This is a genomic window from Helicobacter sp. (genome assembly GCF_022511165.1).
Taxonomy (GTDB): domain Bacteria; phylum Campylobacterota; class Campylobacteria; order Campylobacterales; family Helicobacteraceae; genus Helicobacter_C.
The window spans coordinates 1-20,573 of the sequence record NZ_JAFLSB010000007.1; the positions used below are offsets into that span (position 1 = coordinate 1).

22 protein-coding genes are annotated in these 20,573 nt (G+C 38.5%); 12 read left to right on the forward strand and 10 right to left on the reverse strand.

The genetic code is table 11. The annotated features are described in order from the left end of the window. The 6 genes from J1E28_RS01720 to J1E28_RS01745 all read left to right on the forward strand — a co-directional run. Positions 1–999 (forward strand): TolC family protein (locus J1E28_RS01720; protein WP_291026213.1); only part of this gene is annotated, 999 nt, incomplete at its 5' end. A gap of 15 nt (positions 1,000–1,014) precedes the next feature. Further along, positions 1,015–1,992 (forward strand): efflux RND transporter periplasmic adaptor subunit, encoded by a 978-nt coding sequence (locus J1E28_RS01725; RefSeq protein WP_291026214.1) that lies wholly within the window; start codon positions 1,015–1,017, stop codon positions 1,990–1,992. A gap of 65 nt (positions 1,993–2,057) precedes the next feature. Beyond that, positions 2,058–2,246 carry a 50S ribosomal protein L28 gene (gene rpmB, locus J1E28_RS01730; protein ID WP_291026215.1) on the forward strand — a complete coding sequence of 63 codons (189 nt, stop codon included), beginning with the start codon at positions 2,058–2,060 and terminating at the stop codon, positions 2,244–2,246. A gap of 14 nt (positions 2,247–2,260) precedes the next feature. Beyond that, the gene (locus J1E28_RS01735) at positions 2,261–3,388 is read left to right on the forward strand and encodes a potassium channel family protein (RefSeq protein ID WP_291026216.1); all 1,128 of its coding nucleotides are present in this window, start codon (positions 2,261–2,263) and stop codon (positions 3,386–3,388) included. Beyond that, positions 3,381–4,595 (forward strand): bifunctional glutamate N-acetyltransferase/amino-acid acetyltransferase ArgJ, encoded by a 1,215-nt coding sequence (gene argJ / locus J1E28_RS01740; RefSeq protein ID WP_291026217.1) that lies wholly within the window; start codon positions 3,381–3,383, stop codon positions 4,593–4,595. The genes J1E28_RS01735 and argJ overlap by 8 nt, the downstream gene beginning before the upstream one ends. A gap of 112 nt (positions 4,596–4,707) precedes the next feature. Next, complete coding sequence (locus tag J1E28_RS01745) at positions 4,708–4,932, forward strand: YdcH family protein (protein ID WP_291026218.1); 225 nt, start codon at positions 4,708–4,710, stop codon at positions 4,930–4,932. Between the two features lie 10 nt (positions 4,933–4,942). Here the strand turns inward: J1E28_RS01745 and J1E28_RS01750 are convergent, their stop codons facing one another. From J1E28_RS01750 to pta, 5 genes are all read right to left on the reverse strand, one after another. Further along, entirely contained in the window at positions 4,943–5,662 is a 720-nt protein-coding gene (locus tag J1E28_RS01750) for an endonuclease (RefSeq protein ID WP_291026219.1), read from the reverse strand. A 269-nt stretch (positions 5,663–5,931) separates the two neighbouring features. Then, a complete protein-coding gene (locus J1E28_RS01755) occupies positions 5,932–6,819 on the reverse strand; it encodes a J domain-containing protein (protein ID WP_291026220.1) in 888 nt (295 codons plus the stop codon). 142 nt (positions 6,820–6,961) lie between these two features. Further along, positions 6,962–7,507, reverse strand: a complete 546-nt coding sequence (locus tag J1E28_RS01760; RefSeq protein WP_291026221.1) for an isochorismatase family protein — start codon at positions 7,505–7,507, stop codon at positions 6,962–6,964. Next, entirely contained in the window at positions 7,507–8,718 is a 1,212-nt protein-coding gene (locus J1E28_RS01765; protein WP_291026222.1) for an acetate kinase, read from the reverse strand. Before J1E28_RS01765 ends, J1E28_RS01760 begins: the two co-directional genes overlap by 1 nt. A gap of 15 nt (positions 8,719–8,733) precedes the next feature. Then, positions 8,734–9,744, reverse strand: a complete 1,011-nt coding sequence (pta, locus tag J1E28_RS01770) for a phosphate acetyltransferase (protein WP_291026223.1) — start codon at positions 9,742–9,744, stop codon at positions 8,734–8,736. A gap of 354 nt (positions 9,745–10,098) precedes the next feature. Between pta and J1E28_RS01775 the strand changes: the two genes are divergently transcribed. The 4 genes from J1E28_RS01775 to J1E28_RS01790 all read left to right on the forward strand — a co-directional run bounded on the left by J1E28_RS01775 (position 10,099) and on the right by J1E28_RS01790 (position 14,888). Further along, a complete protein-coding gene (locus J1E28_RS01775) occupies positions 10,099–10,722 on the forward strand; it encodes a hypothetical protein (protein ID WP_291026224.1) in 624 nt (207 codons plus the stop codon). Between the two features lie 357 nt (positions 10,723–11,079). After that, a complete protein-coding gene (locus J1E28_RS01780) occupies positions 11,080–11,949 on the forward strand; it encodes an NAD(+)/NADH kinase (RefSeq protein WP_291026225.1) in 870 nt (289 codons plus the stop codon). An 18-nt stretch (positions 11,950–11,967) separates the two neighbouring features. Continuing rightward, positions 11,968–13,518 carry an AAA family ATPase gene (locus J1E28_RS01785; protein WP_291026226.1) on the forward strand — a complete coding sequence of 517 codons (1,551 nt, stop codon included), beginning with the start codon at positions 11,968–11,970 and terminating at the stop codon, positions 13,516–13,518. Then, positions 13,515–14,888, forward strand: coding sequence for an NFACT family protein (locus J1E28_RS01790; protein ID WP_291026227.1), 1,374 nt, complete (start codon positions 13,515–13,517; stop codon positions 14,886–14,888). The genes J1E28_RS01785 and J1E28_RS01790 overlap by 4 nt, the downstream gene beginning before the upstream one ends. Here J1E28_RS01790 and J1E28_RS01795 read toward each other — a convergent pair. From J1E28_RS01795 to J1E28_RS01815, 5 genes are read right to left on the reverse strand one after another with little or no spacing between them, the layout of a single operon-like run. Continuing rightward, complete coding sequence (locus J1E28_RS01795; RefSeq protein ID WP_291026228.1) at positions 14,885–15,916, reverse strand: hypothetical protein; 1,032 nt, start codon at positions 15,914–15,916, stop codon at positions 14,885–14,887. The genes J1E28_RS01790 and J1E28_RS01795 overlap by 4 nt on opposite strands. Continuing rightward, positions 15,916–16,272, reverse strand: a complete 357-nt coding sequence (gene dksA, locus J1E28_RS01800) for an RNA polymerase-binding protein DksA (protein ID WP_291026229.1) — start codon at positions 16,270–16,272, stop codon at positions 15,916–15,918. Before dksA ends, J1E28_RS01795 begins: the two co-directional genes overlap by 1 nt. A gap of 9 nt (positions 16,273–16,281) precedes the next feature. Next, a complete protein-coding gene (locus tag J1E28_RS01805) occupies positions 16,282–16,740 on the reverse strand; it encodes a 23S rRNA (pseudouridine(1915)-N(3))-methyltransferase RlmH (RefSeq protein ID WP_291026230.1) in 459 nt (152 codons plus the stop codon). Continuing rightward, the gene (gene accD, locus J1E28_RS01810; protein ID WP_291026231.1) at positions 16,712–17,593 is read right to left on the reverse strand and encodes an acetyl-CoA carboxylase, carboxyltransferase subunit beta; all 882 of its coding nucleotides are present in this window, start codon (positions 17,591–17,593) and stop codon (positions 16,712–16,714) included. The genes J1E28_RS01805 and accD overlap by 29 nt, the downstream gene beginning before the upstream one ends. Next, the gene (locus J1E28_RS01815; protein ID WP_291026232.1) at positions 17,580–18,341 is read right to left on the reverse strand and encodes an inositol monophosphatase family protein; all 762 of its coding nucleotides are present in this window, start codon (positions 18,339–18,341) and stop codon (positions 17,580–17,582) included. Before J1E28_RS01815 ends, accD begins: the two co-directional genes overlap by 14 nt. Positions 18,342–18,455: 114 nt before the next feature. Between J1E28_RS01815 and recO the strand changes: the two genes are divergently transcribed. Together recO and gdhA are read left to right on the forward strand one after the other, a co-directional pair. Beyond that, entirely contained in the window at positions 18,456–19,076 is a 621-nt protein-coding gene (gene recO, locus J1E28_RS01820) for a recombination protein RecO (RefSeq protein ID WP_291026233.1), read from the forward strand. 97 nt (positions 19,077–19,173) lie between these two features. Beyond that, positions 19,174–20,526: an NADP-specific glutamate dehydrogenase gene (gdhA, locus tag J1E28_RS01825; protein ID WP_291026234.1), complete on the forward strand. Its 1,353-nt coding sequence runs from the start codon at positions 19,174–19,176 to the stop codon at positions 20,524–20,526. Positions 20,527–20,573 lie beyond the last annotated feature (47 nt).

Here is a 20,573-nt window from a genome sequence, read left to right on the forward strand (position 1 = left end):
CTTTTTACCGGAGGGAAAAAGTATTTTGCAAATAAACTCTCCCAAATCGCACTTGAAGATGCCAATCTTGCACTAAAGCTTAAGGAATTAAGCCTTTTTGAAGATTGCACAAAGCTTTATTATGGCGTAGTTTTAGCCCAGCAGATTTTACACACACTTGAAAGCGCAAATGAGGGACATTTAGCGCATTATCAAAATGCCCTTAAACTCCAAGAAAAAGGGCAGATTGCGCGTTTAGAGACATTGCAAGCGCAAGTAAATTATGATAAATCAAATATTGAGGTGCAAAAGGCAAAAGACAATCTTGAGATTGCCTATATGGCGCTTAATGCGATACTTGGCAATGAATCAAACTTACCCTTAGATGTGGCAGAGAGTATTGATATTAAACAGGAAGCTTTGCTAGAAAAGGTGGAATATTTTGTGAATAAAACGCTTGAGGTTTATCCAGCTTTGCAAATAATGGATAATAAAATTAAATCAGCTAATGAGCTTTCACATATTGAATTTTCATCATTTTTGCCTGATGTTGGGCTTTTTGGGAGCTATTTAATTAATGATAATAGCTCCTTGCTTGATAAGGCTATGCCACATTGGTATGTGGGGGTTGGGGCAAAATGGACACTCCTTAGTCCAAATGGGAGAATCCAAAAATATCAAGCGAGCAAAATCGCCTCTCTTGAAGCGCAATATGCGACTTCTCAAGCCCGAAAAGATCTCAAAACACTTTGTGAAAAAACCTACAACGAAGTGCTTTCTTACAAAACACAATATATCAGCCTACAATCTTCTATTGAACTTGCAAATGAGAATTTGAAATTGCGCAAAAGTGCGTTTTCGCAAGGTATGAGCACAAGCACAGAAGTGAGCGATGCACAAAATGCCCTCTCTCTTGCTCTTATTGAGCGTCAAAGTGTGGCATATAATTATACTATTGCACTTGCAAGATTGCTTACATTAAGTGATGAAATAGAGAGATTCTATGGATTTTTTTATTAAAAAAGGAGGGGCAAAATGAAAAAAATATCACCAAAACTTATCGCACTATGCGTGATTGTGTTATGTTTTATACTATGGCTTATTGTGAGCTTTACACGCGCGTATGAACCAAAAGAGGAGAGAATCTACGCCCAAGTTCAGGCGCGAGAGTATGCTATTAGCTCTAAGGTTGCGGGGCGTGTGGAGAATATTTTTGTAAAAAAGGGTGATATGCTCCAAAAAGGCGATTTGGTATATAGTATTAATTCTCCTGAACTTGAGGCAAAACTTGAGCAAGCAAAGGCAGGCTATGAAGCGGCTAAAGCCCTAAGCACAGAAACAAAGCAAGGAACGCGAGCGGAGACCATACAATCTGCAAAAGATGTATGGGCTGGTGCAAAAACTATGGCAAATCTTGCCAAAAGCACCTATGAGCGTATAGAATCTCTGTATAAAGATGGCGTAGTGAGCCAACAAAGGAGAGATGAAGCCTATGCAAATTACACAACGGCTAAACATAATGAGAATGTAACCTATCAGCAATATAAACTTGCTCTTGAGGGTGCAAGCAGTGAGACTAAGATTGCTGCTCAAGCAAGAGAAGATGCTGCAGCAGGACAGGTGAGTGAAGTAGAAAGCTATGCCAAAGATACCCAAGCCATAGCCCCTGCTAATGGTGAGATTAGTAATGTTTTGCTTCACGAGGGTGAGCTTGCACCAAGTGGATTCCCTGTGGTGTTAATGATTGATATGAATGATGCGTGGATTAGCTTTCATCTGCCTGAATATCGTCTCAAAGATTTTCCTAAAAATAGCACTTTTAAGGCATATATCCCAGCACTTGGGAAAGAAGCGGAGTTTAAAGTAAGTTTTATATCTGTTATGGGAGATTTTGCGACTTGGAGAGCTACAAGCGCACATAAGGGCTATGATGTGAAAACTTTTGAGGTAGAGGCTTATCCTACTGCACATATTGAGGGTTTACGCGTAGGTATGAGTGTGCTTATTGATTAGGATTAAGGTAGTTTTGTGCTAAATTTGATTAGAATCTCGCCCTATTTTTATATAAAGGGTAAATAATGGCAAAGAAATGTTTTTTTACAGGTAAGGGTCCAATGGTTGGCAATAATGTAAGCCATGCCAATAATAAGACAAAAAGACGCTCACTTCCTAATCTTCGTAGCATCGCACTTAAGCTTGAAGATGGCACAAAAGTTCGCGTGAGGGTAGCAGCTTCTACTTTACGCACATTGAAGAAATACTCCTAGAGTTACATTTTATTTTGTTTTCAAAACTTAGGAAACTTCTTCATTGGGGCAATAAGCCCAAACCAGACATTTCACTTTCGGGTGAGCTGTATGAACAGCTCAAAAATTTCCGCCTTCCGCTTATTCTTGTTCAATTTTTTCTCCTTTTTGGGACTTTGGGGTATTTGGTTTTAGAAGATTATGATTTAATGCAGGCATTTTTTCAGGCTTCTTATACTTTTACCAATACAGGATTTGGCTCATTAAACGAGGGGCATTTTGGCACAATCACGATTATTTTTACCGTGTTGCTTATGGTGTGCGGGGCGGGAGTAGTAACTTTTAGTGTGGCATTTATTATGAGTGTAGTTAATAATGGCACACTTATCGCATTGATTAAGGAGCAAAAAATGGTGTATAAAATCGCGCGTCTGCAGAATCACTATGTGATTTGCTATCATAATGAATTCACAATACAGCTTGCCCAACAATTTTTGAAATCTCACATACCCTTTGTTGTCATAGATAATTCCCCAGATTTTGAATCCCAAGCACAAAAATACAAATATCCCTATTATATTGTTGATGACCCCCACACGCATCTTGCAATGCTTAAATCCCACCTCTCAAGCGCGAGGGGAATTGTGAGCTTTTCTAAAAATGCCGCAGATAATATTACAATGGTGGTGAGCGCACGATTATTTGAGGAGGAGCTTAGGAGAAAGCCTTATTATATTATCGCCACAGCAACTTCTGAAGAAGAGGATAAAAAGCTTAGAAAATTAGGTTGTGATTCTGTAATCTCTGCCCCTAAGCTTATGGCGCAGAGAATCTCTGCAATGGCGTTGCGCCCAGATATGGAGAATCTGCTTGAGCGATTTTTGTATCGCCACGATACGCCACTTGATTTAGAAGAGATTGTCGTGCCGCGCTACTCGTGGCTTGTGCTAAAAAAGCTTAAAGAGGCACATTTTCGCGATGTTACAAATGTATCAGTGGTGGGGCTTACACAAAAAGATGGCACTTATATTACAATGCCAAATGGAAATGTGATTGTTTCAAGCGAATGCAAACTCCTTGTGATTGGATCAAGTGAAAATATCCGCACCACAAAGCGATTGATTATGAAAAAACAAAGACCAAGAGAGGTTGATTATGTTTGAGATTATCCCTATCAAAGGCGGCATTAATGCACCACAAGGATTCTATGCTGATGGCGTGAGCGCAGGGCTAAAACCCCCACTAAGCAATGGTAAGCCCGCACTTGATGTTGCTTTTTTGTATAGCGAAGATGCACTCAAGCCTTTTACGCTTTTTACAAGCAATACCTTTGAGGCAGCGCCCATCACGCATTATAAAACATTTGTGCAGGGCAAAGCAAGTAATTTTGTGCTGATTACGACTAAAAATGCAAATGCGATGACAGGGCAAAAAGGCATAGAAGATGTATGTGAGATTCTAGATGCACTTAAAGCTCGCTTTCCCTTTGTGCAAAATCCCATTATGTCAAGTACAGGCGTGATAGGGCAGTATTTACCTAAAGAAAAAATTATAGCTTCTTTTGCCGCTTTTAGCCCTAATGCCAAAGATTCAAATGCTCACGCTCGTGCTGCTGATGCTATACGCACAACTGATGCCTTTAGCAAAGAAATTGCTCTTAGGGTAAATCTGCCTTCAGGAGGGAGTTTTTGCATTGGTGCAATGGCAAAGGGAGCAGGTATGATACAACCAGCCTTAGCGACTATGCTTTGTTTTATCACTACCGATGCGGCTCTGCCAAAATCTTGTGGAGATAGAATCTTAAAAGAATGCGCTAAAACAAGCTTTGATGCTATTAGCGTAGATGGCGATATGAGCACAAATGATTCTGTGTTTTTATTTGCTAATGGACGTAGCGGAAGCTATGATGAGATGGCTTTTAAAGAGGCGCTTAAAATGATTATGCACAAACTTGCCACAGATATGGTGCGTGATGGTGAAGGGGCAAGTAAGCTTGTAGCCTTTGAAGTAAAGGGGGCAAGAAATGAAGCTGAAGCAATAAAAGCCGCAAAAGCTTTGAGTAATTCACTTTTGGTAAAAACGGCGATTTTTGGAGGAGATCCAAATTGGGGAAGAATCGCCTCAACTATTGGCGCAAGTGGAGTAGAATGTGCGCAAGAGAGTTTGCGTATTGCCTTTGATGATGTGGTGGTTTTTGATAGGGGACAGATTTGTTTTGATAAGGAAAGAGAATCTCAAGCGGCGGCGGTAATGCAAAAAGAAAGTTTTAGGGTTAGCTGTGATTTAGGCAAGGGTGAGGGGTGTTTTGTCGCTTATGGTTGCGATTTGGGCTATGAGTATGTAAAAATCAATGCCGATTATAGAAGTTAATGCTTCTTTTGGTGGGAATCTTTCATATTTGAAAAGCATTCATATATAAAGTGCTAGGCTATTATACAAAATATCTTAAAATAAAAGCCCTATTTTACACAAAGGAGTAGTGATGTTTCACGAATACAGAGATGAGGTTACCGCACTAAAGACGCATAATGCACATTTTGCAAAGATTTTTGATGAGCATAATGAGCTTGATGATAGAATCAAAAAAATTGAAGATGGTGAAGAAGTGATGGGTGATATGGAGCTTGAAGTGCTTAAAAAACAAAAATTGCGCCTCAAAGATGAAGCATATGCAATGATTTTGGAGTATCGCAAAACTCATAAATAATATAAAAACTTTAGGGTTGTTGTGTGGCAATTAGTTTTTGTTCGTATGGCGTGGGTGGGTAGAGTTTATCCCATTTGCGCATAAGTTTTTCTTCCTCTGCTGATAATGTAATGTTATAGCGCTCACTCATATAGAGATAAATACGAGCAATGATACCGCGCTCACTCTTTCGCGGATAGAATTTTTTATGCTTAAAATCCGTATAAACATCACATTTTCCATATTGTTTAGAGTTTTGAGACTCCAAATGTGCTGAATCTGCATAGGCAAAATTGCTCCTATCGGCGTTAATCTCGCCAATAGCAGGGACGAGATTGCGCTTATCAGATTCCATTTGCATAAATTGTTTATCTCTTGCACACGCTTTTCGTCCCCCATTTTTCCAACATTTCAAGTCTTTGCCAAATCGGTGAGCGGGCATTATATGCTCAAATTCAATACGTGTAGTGCGCACATTTACTTTTCCTGTTTTTGTGAGGGGATTGCGCGGTGTGTAATTTGGTGAGGGTAAAAGCGCAAGGGTATGTGGATTAAAATCAATCCCACAATAAAACTCTGTATGAAAATTTTGCGCTTTATAAACTTTTTTTAATTGTGCTTTGCTTTGGGCAAAACTTTGAGTAAAACTCGCAGGGGGTTGTGTGGCAACTTTAGGCTTATGGGCGCAACCAAAGAGTATAAAGCCTAGACAAAATGCAATATAAATATAAAAGAAGCGATAAAACTTCATTGTAGCCCTTTTTTGTGTAGAGTTTTTTGCAGGATATTGTAACTGAAAGTGTATTGAAAGCGTAATTTTATAATACAAAAGCGCATTTAATTGCAGAATTAAGTATCTCTAAATGCGTAGCCCCTCTAAGCGCATTGAATACATTGAATAAATGAGAGAGAATCCATATCTTTTTTGTATTTTGCAAGAGATTGAGCTTATTTTTGGGATTAAAATAAAATCATCAAATTTACACTTTTCTTTTGTATAAGCGGGGAGATTCGGCGTATTTATGAGGCTTTGAGGTAATTTTTTATTTTTTCATATGCCTCTTGAATCCTCCTAAATCTGTCATTATAGCTTTCTATAATCTCCTCATCTTGTCCAAAAACATTATCGGGGTGATATTCTTTGGCAAGTTTGAGATAGTTTTTTTTCACTTGTTCAAAATCATCTTGATAATGGCATTCTAAAGTCATATAGCAGCCGCGCAGCATTCTTTCCTCATCAGTAAGAAAAGAAGATTCAAAGCTCCCTAAACCACCACGATTTGCAAAACTATCATAATCAAAATCTAAAATCACATTATGAATGACTTTAAAACTAATGAGATTCATAATACTTTCCCAAAAATAGGGTTTTGTGCTATCTAAATATATCTCATCTCTATCGCAGCCCACATAGTAATCCTCAAATATATGCGCAATATAGCGTCTTGCAACATTATTTGCTTTATCCATTTTAAGCACCACGCGTTTGGTATTAAGAAGTCGTAGGCTAATTTTTACGCGCTCAATAAGCGCATTTTTGTTTGTTATTTTAATGCGTATAGGCAGATAGGTAAAATCAAGTAAATATTTTAAATCCTGCAAAGGATCTTCTATGGGCTTTTCTAGGGAATCTTTTTCGTTATATTCTTCTTGGGCTGGGGGATTGTCTAAATTGTCTATAAGATTATGGATTTTTTGGTGTTTTTCATCTTGTCCTAGGGCGTGGTATGCCCAATTTACAAGATAATCTTTTTTAAATCGCTCTCCATCATCGAGGATAAGCACTGTGCGTGATAAGCGGTAGCTCTTAGAAAAATATTTTTCGGCATAAGCAAGGGCTTTATGGAGAAACTCATTATCCTCATCAACCGTGATTTGAATGAAATTCTGCGATAGTGTTATATCCATATGACTTTCTGTCCTTTATAATCCCCTAAATCTGCCACTTCTTAAGTGATTTTTCTTGGGATTATAAGCAAAGAAAGTTCCATTATGTTTTAATAGCTTGAAAGTACATAGGCGCATAGGTGGGATTCTATGCGCTAGGAGATTATTTTACAAGAGCAGAGATTGCCTTAAACGAGGAATGTTTGCAATCACCCAAGATTCTAAAAAGAATAGATTCTGTAGGGAGTGTTACTATGCCTTGCGTATTGAAAAAAGCAAGGGCAAGTTTGTGGCTTGCTTTTTCTCGTGAGCTACACGCATCAGCAGCAAGCAAACATTCATAGCCCAAATGTCGCGCTTCTATGAGGCTTTGAAGCACACAAACGTGGGTTTCTATCCCAAAAAACACAAGCGTTTTTGCCTTGCTTTGGGCAATAAAAGAGGCAATCCCCTCATCGCCAAATATACCAAAGCTTATTTTTTCTAAAACACTCACGCCCTCTGGGATTGTAATTGCGCTATGGGTTTTGCCTAATCCCTTAGGATATTGCTCAACAACAAGTGTAGGGATACGAAACTCTGTAGCAGCTTTTAAGAGAATATTTGCATTTTTTATCACTTTTTCTTTATGTGCCATAAGCTCTGTAAGCTTTTCTTGTATATCAATGCAGATAAAAAGCACATCTTTTGCTGGAAGTATAGCCCTCATTATTTTTCCTCTTTGAGTTGAGAGACAATGTTTTTTGTATCTCGTGCAATCACAAGTTCTTCATTAGTGGGTATCACGCATACTTTCACTTTAGAATCCGGTGTAGAGATAACTGCTTCTTTGCCACATATATTATTGGCTTCTTCATCAAGTTTCACGCCTAAAAATTCAAGATTCTGCACAATTATACCGCGTATAAATTTTGCATTTTCTCCCACACCTGCGCAGAAGCTTACAGCATCAACACCATTCATCGCTGCACAATATGCGCCCACATACTTCATTACGCGATATGCAAAGGCAAGACGAGCGAGTTTTGCGCGTTCATTTCCTCCTAAATCTGCATCAAGCAAATCCCTAAAATCGCTTGAAACACCAGAGATGCCAAGCACCCCTGATTTTTTGTTAAGAATAGTAAGAATGCTTTGTATGTCTAAATCTTCGTGCTTGGAGATGTATTCTAAAATCGCAGGGTCTAAATCGCCACAACGCGTTCCCATCATTAAGCCCTCAAGTGGTGTAAGTCCCATACTTGTATCGATACATTCGCCATTTTTGATGGCTGAAATTGATGAGCCATTACCCAAGTGGCATACAATGATTTTTGATTTATGATAATCAATGCCTAAGAATTCAGCTGTTTTTTGCGATACATATTTGTGGCTTGTCCCGTGAAATCCATATCGGCGCACTTTGTGCTTTTCATACCATTCATAGGGCACACCATAAATATATGCTTTGGGCGGCATTGTTTGATGAAAGGCAGTATCAAAGACTACAACCATAGGTGTATGTGGCATTTTTGCCTTGCACGCCTCAATTCCCATTAAATTAGCGGGATTATGCAAGGGCGCAAGATCTGAACATTCTTTAATGCGACTAATTACATAGTCATTTACAAGCACAGATTCCTTAAAAAACTCTCCACCATGCACTACGCGATGCCCAATGGCTCGAATATCTTGAAGTGATTTGACTGCGCCATATTCTTTATTTGTTAAAGATTCTAGCACCATTTCTATGGCTTTTGTATGATTGGGCATAGGCTCTTTTTTCTCATATTTCTTGCCCTCACCGGTTTTGTAGGTAAATACACTCCCCTCAATACCAATTCTATCACAAATACCAGAAGCAAGAACGCCTTCAGTATCTGTATTAATGAGTTGAAACTTTAAAGAAGAACTCCCACAATTAATAACTAAAACATTCATTTCTCTCTCCTTAGTTTATTTTGCTTGAAGTGCGCTAAGCGCCACCACGCCTACAATATCATCAGCACTGCAACCTCTTGAGAGATCATTAATAGGTGCGTCCATACCTTGGGTGATTGGTCCATAGGCTTCAGCTTTGGCAAATCGTTGCACAAGTTTATAGCCGATATTGCCTGCATCTAAATCAGGGAAAATAAGCACATTTGCTTTTCCTGCGACATTTGAGCCTTTTGCTTTTGATGCACCTACACTTGGCACGATTGCTGCATCAAGTTGCAATTCACCATCAATTTTAAGATGTGGGGCAAGTTGCTTAGCGATTTTTGTTGCTTCTACGACTTTATCCACATCAGGGTGTTTGGCACTTCCATAGGTAGAGTGGCTAAGCATCGCTACGAAAGGCTCACTTTGCATAATGGATTCAAAACTTTTTGCACTTGAGAGCGCGATTTGGGCAAGTTCCTCTGCATTTGGATTTTGACAAAGCCCACAATCAGAAAATACAAGGGTGCCATTAAGTCCATAATCGCAATCAGGTATAACCATTACAAAAAAGCTTGAAACAAGTTTAGAATCTGGCGCTGTGCCTACGATTTGCAGCCCTGCACGCAATACATCAGAAGTTGCGCGAGTGGCTCCTGCTACCATTCCATCAGCCTTTCCTGCCTTTACAAGAGCAGATCCAAAGTAAAGGGAATCATTGAGTAAAAGTTCCTTTGCTTTGGCATTATCTACCCCCTTATGAGCGCGTAGCTTAACAAGAAGTGCGATAAGCTCATCAAGAAGTGCTGTATCTTTGAGGGTAAAAAAAGTCGCCTTTTTCAGCACTTCTGTGGGGAGATGAGAGAGTTGTGCTTGAGCTTTGGCACAAATATTCTCTTTATCGCCTAGTAAGATAAGATTTGCAAAATCCTCACTTAAAATCTTCACTGCTGCTTCAAGTGTGCGCACATCATCGACTTCGGGAAGAACAATCGTTTTTTTTCGCACCTTCGCTTGTGCTTTAATAGAATCAATAAAACCCATAGTTTCCTCCAAAACAAAAATTGAGATTAGTCATAAACTAAAGTGCGTCAATTATATATTCTAAAAGAGCGAGTCGTGCTTTTAATGTGTAAAAAATACGCACTTAGATAAGCTTAATGTGTAAAAAATACGCACTTAGATATATTTTTAACTCTTGAGGTGAGTGTGTATAGATTCTGTAAATATTGAGGAACTTAAGGGGGTGCAAATGCTTTAAGGGCTTATCATCTCTATGCTTAGCTTTAAATACACATTCAAGAATCTTGTCATAGTCAATAAGGAATAGCTTTTGCTGTTTTGCAAAGTAAAAACACAAAAATTTAAATATCAAAATTTGCACAAAGGAGTGGTGCTATGGAAAGGAAGTCAGGCAAAGCAAAATGGTATTTTTTATGCTCTCTTATCCTGCTTTTAGCTGTGCTTGGTGGCGGGTATTACTATATGGTGGCGTATTCTCCCGCTACACTTGAAGATGTAACTCAAAGCATACAAACTCGCCTTATGCAGCAAGAAGAAGATAAAAATATTTTGCAGCAATCAGAGCTTGATGCCAAGGACAAGCAAATTGAGCTTTTGAAAGCTCAAAGCAATGCCCTCAAAAAGGAGCGTGATAATGTCTCTGTAAAGCTTAAGTATTCAATTAAGCCAAAAGATAAAATAGTCGCACATTGCAAAAATATGAAAATAGGACGTTGGAAAATGCCACAAAATTGTTTTGATGAGCTAAGTGCGGGTATTATGGATATGGTAGCAAAAGATAATAAAATCGTGGCTTTTGAGATTTCAGGTATTGTAGATAACCTCCCCTATGCAGGTTCAAGTCCAGAGCTCAAGCAAGAAGGTTTGGCGAGTTTTCGCGCAAGAGAAGCAATTTATATTGTAGGTAAAAAATTACCCAATGTCGCAGTATTTGAGGGGCTAAGCCAGCAAAAGGCAATGGAGAGAGGCTTTATTGTTCGTGCATTTTATGTAGAATAATTGAGTGCGCTTTGATAGAATCTTTCATCAGGTAGGGATTCTAAATATCGGCATAGACAAAAGTGTCCTATTGAAAGAAAGCGATAAGGCAGGGAAAGAATTTAGGATTTTAAAAACTTCAATGCTTTTTGGGATTTTGGTAGGGCATATCACAGAGCATTTTAATCTATGAGGAGTGAGTATAAGCGAGTATAGCTAAGCATAGTGAAGATTAAAATAAAACAGACATTGCCGCTTGTTTTTATGTTTGAAGTTATTTTAAGCTCTTTGTTTTGTCAATATCAGATTCTATGAAACTCACTCCATTAGTGTAAAATACCTATTCAAATAGCAAGAAATTGATAAAGAGAGGCAAATATGAATAGAGCAAATCCTAGCATTCATAAAGTTGGTGTTATCTTGCGTCCTTCTACGCCAGAGCTTAAGAGTGTATTTTTGCAAGTGCGTGAAGAGCTTCATCGTGCAGATATTGAAGTGATTTTAGAAAGTATGAGTGGGGGTATGATTGAGCTTCTTGGGCAGGATTTTGCTTCTATTGCTACACAATGTGATGCACTTTTTAGTTTAGGTGGTGATGGGACGCTTATTGCTGCGCTTCGCCGTGCTTTTGAATACAAATTACCTTGTATGGGGATTAATACAGGACGTTTAGGCTTTCTTACAGCCCTTATGCCACAGAATCTTCACTCTTTTATCCCCTATCTTAAAAGCGGTGATTATGCTTTACAAGAGCATCTCTTGCTCCAAGCCAATGTATATGATGAGGCACAAAAGCTTGTGCATACATTTATCGCTATTAATGAATTTCTTATCTCAAAGCACGAGCTAAGTGGTATGGTGCAAATACGCGCAAGTATTGATAATAAGCATTTTAATACCTATGTATGTGATGGGTTAATTATTGGCACCCCCACAGGTTCAACAGCCTATAATATCAGCGCGGGCGGTTCAGTGATTTATCCATATTGTCGTAATATTCTGCTTACTCCTATTGCGCCACACTCACTCACACAGCGACCATTAGTGCTTAATGATGAATTTGTGCTAGAATTTTGTGCAGGACAAAGAGCAAAGCTTATCATTGATGGGCAAGAAATGATAGACATTACACCCTCTCATCGCGTGCAGATTCTGGCTTTAACTCAAGGAGCAAAGCTTATTTATCCACGCACGAGGGATTATTTTAGTGTATTAAAAGAAAAATTTAAATGGGGCGATGAATATTAAAGCAAATAAGGAGCGTTGATGATTAAGCGGATTTTAATCCACAATTCCCCTGCTTTTAAAGATGTAGAACTCTATATGCAAGGGGGCTTTAATGTTTTTAGTGGCGCAAGTGGGAGCGGTAAATCAGTATTTATGGAATCCCTCCTTGCTATTTTTGGCATTAAAGAGAGCAATGCGGATTTAATCGAAGCAAATATTGCCTTAGATGCTATTAACTTTGATTGGGAGGCAAATGGCATTCCTAATGATGATAATGAGATTGTCCTAAGTATTTTAAAAAAAGATAAAACGCGCTATTTTCTTAATCACATCTCAAGTTCCAAAAAAAAGCTTAATGAAATTGTGAGTGGCTTTGCTAAACATATCAGCACCAAAGGCGCAGACGAGCTTAAAAATAGCAATATTTTAAGAATCTTAGATATATTTATTACTTCTAAAGAGAATAATCATAGTGCATTATTAGCTCAATATGAGGCAGATTTTAAACTTTTAAATGAACAAAAACAAAAACTCGCAGATTTAGAATCTAAAGAAGCAAATATTGCCACACTTAAGGAATTTACCGCTTTTGAAATTGCCAAAATAGAATCTTTAAATCCTAAAGAGGGTGAATACGAAGAACTCCTTGCGCTTAAAAAAATGCTCTCTAAGCAAGAAAAGATTAAAGAGCAGCTCTATAAAGTGCGAGAGGCTTTAGAGATGGCACAAAGCTTTGAGAGTTTTTTGCATCTTATAGATAAAAATTGTCCTAATCTCATTGAGGGCTTGAGTGAGTTTGAGTCTCTTGTGCAAAGTCAAGAAGAGCAAATGGAGAATCTCAATGAGCTTAATCCCGAAGAGGTGCTTGATAGAATCGCCGCTCTTGCTGAATATATCCGCCGCTTTGGGAGTATTACACATACGCTTAGCTATCTTAATGAACAAAAACAAAAACTCCAAGAATATGAGCATTTAAGCTTTGATAAACAAACTTTGCAAAAGCAGATTAAAGAGCTTTCACACGCGTGTGAAACAAACGCACACTTATTGCACCAAAATCGCCAAAAATTTGCAGAAGCATTGAATGCGCGTATAAGTGAGCTATGTGTGCAATTACGTTTGCAACCAAGTCATCTTATCCTTACCCAAGTGCCATTGCATCAAAAGGGCATCAGTGAATGCGCTCTTACTTTGGGGAAAAGTGAAGTGAATATGCTTTCTTCTGGCGAATATAATCGCCTCCGCCTTGTGATGATGTGTGTAGAAACACAGCTTCAGCCTAAAAGCGGTATTTTGGTGCTTGATGAGATTGATGCGAATTTAAGTGGTGAGGAGAGCGAGGGTGTGGCGCAGATTCTCAAAAGTCTCTCACGTGATTATCAAATCTTTGCTATCTCACATCAAACGCATATGCCCTCTCTTGCAGATACGCATTATCTTGTAGAGAAAAAAGAGGGGCAGAGCGTGATTAGTAAGCTTGATTTTGAAGGTAGGGTGCGCGAAGTAGCGCGTATTATCAGTGGTTCAAATATTACCGATGAGGCTCTTTCTTTTGCAAGGGCGCATTTAAATAAGGGTGCAGAGTTGTGAATCTCGCCTTGCTCAAGGGCTTTTGTGCGTATATGCAGCAAATGCGCCAAATTATTAGCTTTAAACGCAAGGGCGATAATCTCTTTATGCTCATCTGTCAAGATGAGCAAGGGATAAGAGAGAGGTTTTATTTTGATATGACGCGCTCACGTAGCGGTATTTTTATAAGCGATGAAGAGATAATAAGCCCAAAGGCATTTTGCGCCCCATTTGATAACAAACTCGCTCAATGCACTACACGAGCGCACATAGAATCAATACAAGTTGATGGAGAAAATAGAATCCTCTCTTTTTTTCTTACTCAAAAAGAGCGATACAAAATAGAGCATTTTTGGCTGATATGTGAATTTACCGGTAAGCACACAAATGTGATATTATGCGATAAAGATTTAGTCGTATGTGAAGCTCTGCGCCATATCCCCGAGCATAAATCTTGGCGTGAGGTGCGTGTAGGAAAGGTGCTAAAGCCATTGCCCCAACCTCAAAATATAAAGCCTAGTGAGAGCATAGAGCCTCAATCTGTATGCGCTTTATTGCGCAATGCCCCAATGCAGATTCAAACAAAACAAGACAAAAAGCACTCTATCCTTAAACATCTTAAAACAAAGCAAGATGCGCTTAAGCAGAATTTAGAATCATTGCCTCAAAAAGGTATGCTTTTAGAATCTGCAAAGGATTATGCGCGCTATGGAGAGCTGATTTTTAGCTCCTTGCACCTTTTGCCCACACACAAAATCACTTCAAATGCTCTTGTGTTGCAGGATATAAATGCTCAAGATGTTTATGTGCCGCTTCCTCCCCACGCACGAGATCTGCAAGAAGCGGGGAATTGGTATTTTACACAAAGTAAAAAAAACCAAAAAAAAGCAGCGCATTTACATAAACAAGTTGAAAATTTAGAGGAGAGGATTGCTTTTATCACTCATCAAATTGCTTTTGTCGAGCGTTTTGGCGATTTGGGTGAGATATTTGTGAGCAAAAAACATAAAAATATTACAAAAGATAATGAGAGTTTTTTTGTGGAGGGGTTTAAAATCAGTGTAGGGCGCAATGCAAAGGATAATCAAAAGCTTTTAGAATCTGCTAAGGCTGATGATATATGGCTGCATATACGCGATGTACCAAGTGCGCATATGATTATCCATTGTGGGAAAAAAGCCCCAAACGATGAGATTTTGCATAAAGCCGCCCAAATATTAGTAGGGCTATATGTGGCACGCAAAGGTGCGGGGGATTTTGTGGTAGATTGGACAAGGAGGCGCTTTGTCAAAGCCGCTTTGGGCGCACAAGTAGTATATGCAAAGCACAAAAGCATACATTATCGTGCGCAAAATGATAAGATACCACACCTTATCAGCACAGAATCTTAGGCTTGCGGCTGTAAAAGAAAAATATCAAAAGGATAATGTTTGCCCAATGAGCGTAAGTCTAAATACGCATCAATGAGTTTGTATTCTCCTTTGCTATGGGAGCGATGTCGCTCTTTTGCTTTATCTATCATTTCAAGTTCAAAAAGCACATAAAAAAATGCCATTTCTGCATTTTCATCAAAATCCGCACAGCCTTCAAAAAATCGTATCCATTCATTAGGCTCTAGCACACCTTTAGATTGAATCGCATATTGGATATATTCCATCGCGCTTGTATTGACTTTTTTAAGTACTCCATACACTTCTGTTTTCGCAATGTCTTTGGCGTTTTTAAGATAGAGTTTAAATACTTCTTGTGCAATAGGTTTATCTATCATTTCGCTTGTAAGCAAAGAGGGGAGTTTCTCAATCTCTCTAAGTTGGGCGTTTTTTAGTATTTCAAGTGCGGCATAACTTTTAAGCTCATTGGGATAATCTTGCTCTAAAATTTGAAAGCCTTTTTTATAATTCGCCCCAATTTTGTTTTTTAGATTCTGCACATTAAATTTATTGTCTCTGCTTAAATGATAGTTTTTTAAATCCACAACCTTGCCGCTCATCACATCTTTATAGTTTTCAAAGAGCGTATCAATTTTACGATTAAAGCTTTCTGTTGAATCAAGTCTAGGCTTAAGATAAAAACGTTGCAAAATCTTTGATAAATCTGAAAAAGCTTTGCGCTTATAGATACGATTCTTAATATTTTGATTGAGGGCTTGTTCGTTAATTTGTGAAAGAAGCTTATCATAGTCGTGTTTGCGATGATAATTTTCTAATAAATCCTGCGCCCAAGCCGAGGCAAAAAATACTAAAGTTGCCACAAAAAATAAAGCAATAAGTGCCACAATCCATAATGCCACAGGCATTGTGAAAGTTATTTGGCTAAAAGGGAGGTGATAGGTGTAGAGAGAAGATTCTAAATCGTATGTATATATTCCAACAATAAGCATAAAAATAGCAGAAAATATCACATAATATTTGAGTTTCATTATCGTTCCTTTTTTTGTGCTTTTTCAAAGAGTTCGCGGCAGTTAATGCAATATTTGGCGTGGGGCTTGACTTTAAGGCGCTCTACACCAATTTCATCATCGCACATTTCACATATTCCAAACACACCTTCTTTAATTTTTTGCAATGAACTACGAATATCTTTTATTTCGCGTTGATACAAATCAATCATATTCATTTCTAAGTTTCCTTGCAACCCTGCTATGACAACATCTCCCTCGTCTTTGTGGCAAGTATTTTGAATCTGTGTGATATGTGTATTTTTATGCCCAATACTCTCAAGGAGCTTATTAAGACGTTCATTAAGAAGTGTTTCAAAAAAAGTATAATCAATCATAAATCCTCCCTATTTGTGATACGGATGCGATGACAAAATGCTCAAGGCACGATAGATTTGCTCACATAGCACAATTTTGGCAATTTTATGGCTAAAAGTCATTGCGCTTAAGCTCATTGCGTGGGTGAGTTTGATAAAACTTTGCTCAAGCCCATACGCTCCGCCGATAAAAAATTGCACAAGATTGTGAGATTCTATAAAATGTGCAAATTGCACTGAATCATAGCTTTTTCCTTCGGGTGTGAGGGCTATATTAAGTCCTGCGCTGTTTAAATGGGGAAGAAAAGCCTGTGTATAGGATTGCTGTGCTTTATTTGGTGAGATTTTTTGTGCATTTTTGATAGCTTGAGAAAAAAAATCAAAATGTGTGATTTGCGCTCCAAATTGCTTACACTGCATACATAACTCCTCTTGTAATGCTTGATAGGAAATATCTTTTTTAGTTATAGAATAAATGTTGATTTGCATAATTTGGATTGAGCATCTTGCTTATATCACTTAATGTCTTCTTTAAATCTTTGCGATGTACGACCATATCAATAAGCCCGTGTTCAAGCAAAAATTCTGCTGTTTGGAATCCCTCCGGTAAATCTGCCCCTATGGTTTGTTTAATCACACGTGGTCCTGCAAAACCAATAATCGCACCCGGCTCGGCAATAATAATATCCCCCAAAAAGGCAAAAGATGCGCTCACACCGCCAAAGGTGGGGTCAAGAAGCACAGAAATAAAAGGTAATCCTGCATCAGAGAGTTTATTGAGCGCACAAGAAGTTTTTGCCATTTGCATTAGTGAAAAGGTGGATTCTTGCATACGCGCCCCACCACTTGTAGAGAGAATCACAAGAGTTTGTTTTTTAGCCACAGCACGATTTACAGCACGCACAATTTTCTCGCCCTCTACCGAGCCTAAAGAACCACCCATAAAAGCAAAATCAAAAAGCACAAGCTGCATTCCCACACCACCAATAAGCGTTTCACCTGCAATAACCGAACTTGCTCGTCCTGTTTTCTCCTCGCCCTCTTGAATCCGCTTTTTATAGCTTTTTTTATCAACAAACTCAAGGGGGTCAATGGGACGCAAGTCTTTATCATATTCAACAAAGCTATCCTTATCGCATAGCATTTCGATGCGCTCTTGGGCAGAGATTCTAAAGTGATAATTGCATTTTGGGCAAATATGAGATTGTGAAAAAACCTCTTTGTAATACATCAGCGCATTACAGCTAGGGCATTTGAGCCAATGATTAGGCGGAGCTTCTTGTTTGTGTGCCTCTTCTTTTACATCATCTTTTTTGGTTTTAAACAAATTACCAAAACCCATTTTTATCCTTTTGTTTTGAAAAGATGTGTGAGATTGTATCAAAAATATGCTTATCTTTACTTATGAGGGTGAAATTATCTGTGGAAATACAATGTAAATTTTTGCAGAGAAATAGCCCGGCTTTACTATCAAAATCGCGTATTTTTCCAGCAAAAAGCATAAAATTGACTTCATATGCCTTTGCCATAGAGAGTGCGCTTGCACCCAAAGAGCGAAATTTGAGCTGATTTTGGTATAAAAGAGTAGCAATTTTGGGATTATGATAGGCTTTTTCAAAGATGCCACATTTACTTATAGACGCAACTTGCAATGTTTGAAACGCCTCCTCTTTATGAAGCATATAGGATTGAATGCAAAAAGTAAGCACTTTTTCACCCACACGCGCTACACCCTCTTTAGTGCAAAAATTAAAAATCACAGATTCTTTAACCACACCATTTGTATCACATAATGCCAAAGATGAGCCATAATAGGGGATATGGGAGAGAAAATTGTCGCTTCCATCAAGCGGGTCAAGCACAATATAATCACTTCCTTTGCCTTGCGCAAAGCCGCTTTCTTCGGAATTTACACTTGCCAAAGGAAGCAAATGCTCCATATATATGCGCTCACTGATAAGGTCTGCGCCAATGCTCACATCACCCCCTGCACCGACATTATGGAGAGCATAGAGTGAGCTATCTTTCTTTTGTAAAATGTTAATGATTTCTTGTGTAGCTAGAATCGCTTGATGTAAAAACGCGCTCAAACCTCTCCTTGGTAACTCAAAAATTAAGCTAGAATTATATGTTAAAATCTCTTAAGGATTATCATATAGACACATCTTAGCATTTATAGCTAAAGAAAAATTTAAAGGTCGTTGATGCAGGGCTATATTTTGTCTATGCAAAAAATGCGCAATGAGGATATGATTGTCAAAATTCTCACTCCAATGTATATCAAAACACTCTATCGTTTTTATGGTGCGCGCCATAGTATCATCAATATAGGGCGCAAGATTGATTTTGAAGAAGAGTCAAATCTCACCTTTCTCCCAAAACTTAAGCATATTTTGCATCTTGGATATAAATGGGAATCCGATACTCTGCGTTATTATGTATGGCAGCATTTTATTAAGCTACTCCATAAGCATTTATTTGATGTGCATAAGATTGATGAATTTTATTTTACGCTTTTAGAAGAAGGCGCACAAAAGCTCTGTTTGCAGAATCCAAAGCGTGTGGTGCTTGAAATGTATGCAAAAATACTTCATTTTGAGGGGAGAGTGCCAAGCGGACAAGAGCATTTTTGCTTTGTATGTGAGGAGGCATTAGCAGAAAAGATAAGCCTTGCACGGGGGTTTTTATTTGCTCATCATTCTTGTATAGGTGGGAGTGAGTTTAATAGCAATGAGATTCTGCAGTTTTTGCATTCTCAAAGTAGCATTTTGCTTGATGATTGGCAAGTGGGCGAATTGTGGGGAATTATAGGATTAGGTCTATAAACTTCTTTAAGTTAAACTTAATTAAGAAATATTAAAGTTCCAATGTTATAGAATCTCCATTGCGTTTAACGCGGATTCTATAACACAAGGAGATACTATGTCATACGCATCTAATGTTCTTAAAAGACTCAAGGAACAATATCCTTCACAAGTTTTGTTTCATCAAGCAGTAGAAGAAGTTTTCGATTCTTTAGAGCCTGCGCTCCAAAAAGATAAGAAATATGAAAAATATGCCATACTTGAACGTATGACTATGCCGGATAGAGAAATTCACTTCCGTGTAAGCTGGGTTGATGATAAAGGAAAGATTCAGACAAATCGAGCGTATCGTATTGAGTTTAATTCTGCGATTGGACCATATAAGGGTGGTTTGCGTTTTCACCCAAGTGTAAATGAGGGTGTGATTAAGTTTTTGGGATTTGAGCAGATTCTCAAAAATTCCCTTACCACTCTTGCTATGGGTGGCGGTAAGGGCGGAAGCGACTTTGACCCAAAAGGAAAAAGCGAGGGAGAAATTATGCGATTTTGCCAAGCTTTTATGAATGAGCTTTATCGCCATATTGGCGCAACTACCGATGTCCCAGCAGGAGATATTGGTGTTGGTGGAAGAGAAATTGGCTATCTTTTTGGACAATATCGCAAATTAACAAATTGTTTTGAGGGCGTTTTCACAGGTAAGGCACTTCCTTGGGGCGGTAGCCTTGTGCGCACAGAAGCAACAGGCTATGGTTGCGTATATTTTGCTCAAGAGATGCTTAAGTCTCGAGGTGAAAGCCTAGAGGGTAAAATTTGTAGCGTTTCTGGTGCGGGCAATGTGGCAATTTATACGATTGAAAAACTCCAACAACTTGGCGCAATTCCTGTTACTGCAAGCGATTCTCAAGGGACAATTTATGATAAAGAAGGCATTGATTTAGCTTTACTTAAAGAAATTAAAGAAGTGAAGCGAGGAAGTCTTGCAGAATACGCAAAGGCGCGTCCAAAAGCAAAATATACAAAGGTAAGCGAATATCCTAAAGATTCTCACCCTGTGTGGCATATCCCTTGTTTTGCAGCATTCCCAAGCGCGACACAAAATGAGCTTACAGGCACTGATGCAAAAGCACTCCTTAAAAATGGTTGCAAATGCGTGAGTGAAGGTGCAAATATGCCTTCAACTATTGATGCCGTGCATCAGTTTATCAAAGCGAAAATCTGCTATGGACCAGGTAAGGCTGCAAATGCAGGTGGCGTGGCAGTGAGTGGGCTTGAAATGGCGCAAAATGCAAGTATGAATCCTTGGACTTTTGAAGTTGTGGATAAACGTTTGCATACTATTATGGAAGATATTTATACCAATGTCAGCGAAACTGCAAAAGAATTTGGCGATCCTACAAACTTCGTGCTTGGTGCGAATATTGCAGGATTTAGAAAAGTAGCAGGAGCGATGATTGATCAAGGTGTAATCTAAACTCCCATAGCTTATATTTATGTAGAGAATCTTTTGGAGATTCTCTA

Coding starts and splice junctions, on each gene's coding strand:
- recO (WP_291026233.1), top strand. CDS start 18,456: ATGCAGGGCTATATTTTGTCTATGCAAAAAATGCGCAATGAGGATATG.
- J1E28_RS01785 (WP_291026226.1), top strand. CDS start 11,968: ATGATTAAGCGGATTTTAATCCACAATTCCCCTGCTTTTAAAGATGTA.
- J1E28_RS01805 (WP_291026230.1), bottom strand. CDS start 16,740: ATGCAAATCAACATTTATTCTATAACTAAAAAAGATATTTCCTATCAA.
- J1E28_RS01780 (WP_291026225.1), top strand. CDS start 11,080: ATGAATAGAGCAAATCCTAGCATTCATAAAGTTGGTGTTATCTTGCGT.
- rpmB (WP_291026215.1), top strand. CDS start 2,058: ATGGCAAAGAAATGTTTTTTTACAGGTAAGGGTCCAATGGTTGGCAAT.
- pta (WP_291026223.1), bottom strand. CDS start 9,744: ATGGGTTTTATTGATTCTATTAAAGCACAAGCGAAGGTGCGAAAAAAA.
- J1E28_RS01745 (WP_291026218.1), top strand. CDS start 4,708: ATGTTTCACGAATACAGAGATGAGGTTACCGCACTAAAGACGCATAAT.
- J1E28_RS01765 (WP_291026222.1), bottom strand. CDS start 8,718: ATGAATGTTTTAGTTATTAATTGTGGGAGTTCTTCTTTAAAGTTTCAA.
- J1E28_RS01760 (WP_291026221.1), bottom strand. CDS start 7,507: ATGAGGGCTATACTTCCAGCAAAAGATGTGCTTTTTATCTGCATTGAT.
- J1E28_RS01795 (WP_291026228.1), bottom strand. CDS start 15,916: ATGAAACTCAAATATTATGTGATATTTTCTGCTATTTTTATGCTTATT.
- dksA (WP_291026229.1), bottom strand. CDS start 16,272: ATGATTGATTATACTTTTTTTGAAACACTTCTTAATGAACGTCTTAAT.
- J1E28_RS01725 (WP_291026214.1), top strand. CDS start 1,015: ATGAAAAAAATATCACCAAAACTTATCGCACTATGCGTGATTGTGTTA.
- J1E28_RS01750 (WP_291026219.1), bottom strand. CDS start 5,662: ATGAAGTTTTATCGCTTCTTTTATATTTATATTGCATTTTGTCTAGGC.
- gdhA (WP_291026234.1), top strand. CDS start 19,174: ATGTCATACGCATCTAATGTTCTTAAAAGACTCAAGGAACAATATCCT.
- accD (WP_291026231.1), bottom strand. CDS start 17,593: ATGGGTTTTGGTAATTTGTTTAAAACCAAAAAAGATGATGTAAAAGAA.
- J1E28_RS01775 (WP_291026224.1), top strand. CDS start 10,099: ATGGAAAGGAAGTCAGGCAAAGCAAAATGGTATTTTTTATGCTCTCTT.
- J1E28_RS01755 (WP_291026220.1), bottom strand. CDS start 6,819: ATGGATATAACACTATCGCAGAATTTCATTCAAATCACGGTTGATGAG.
- argJ (WP_291026217.1), top strand. CDS start 3,381: ATGTTTGAGATTATCCCTATCAAAGGCGGCATTAATGCACCACAAGGA.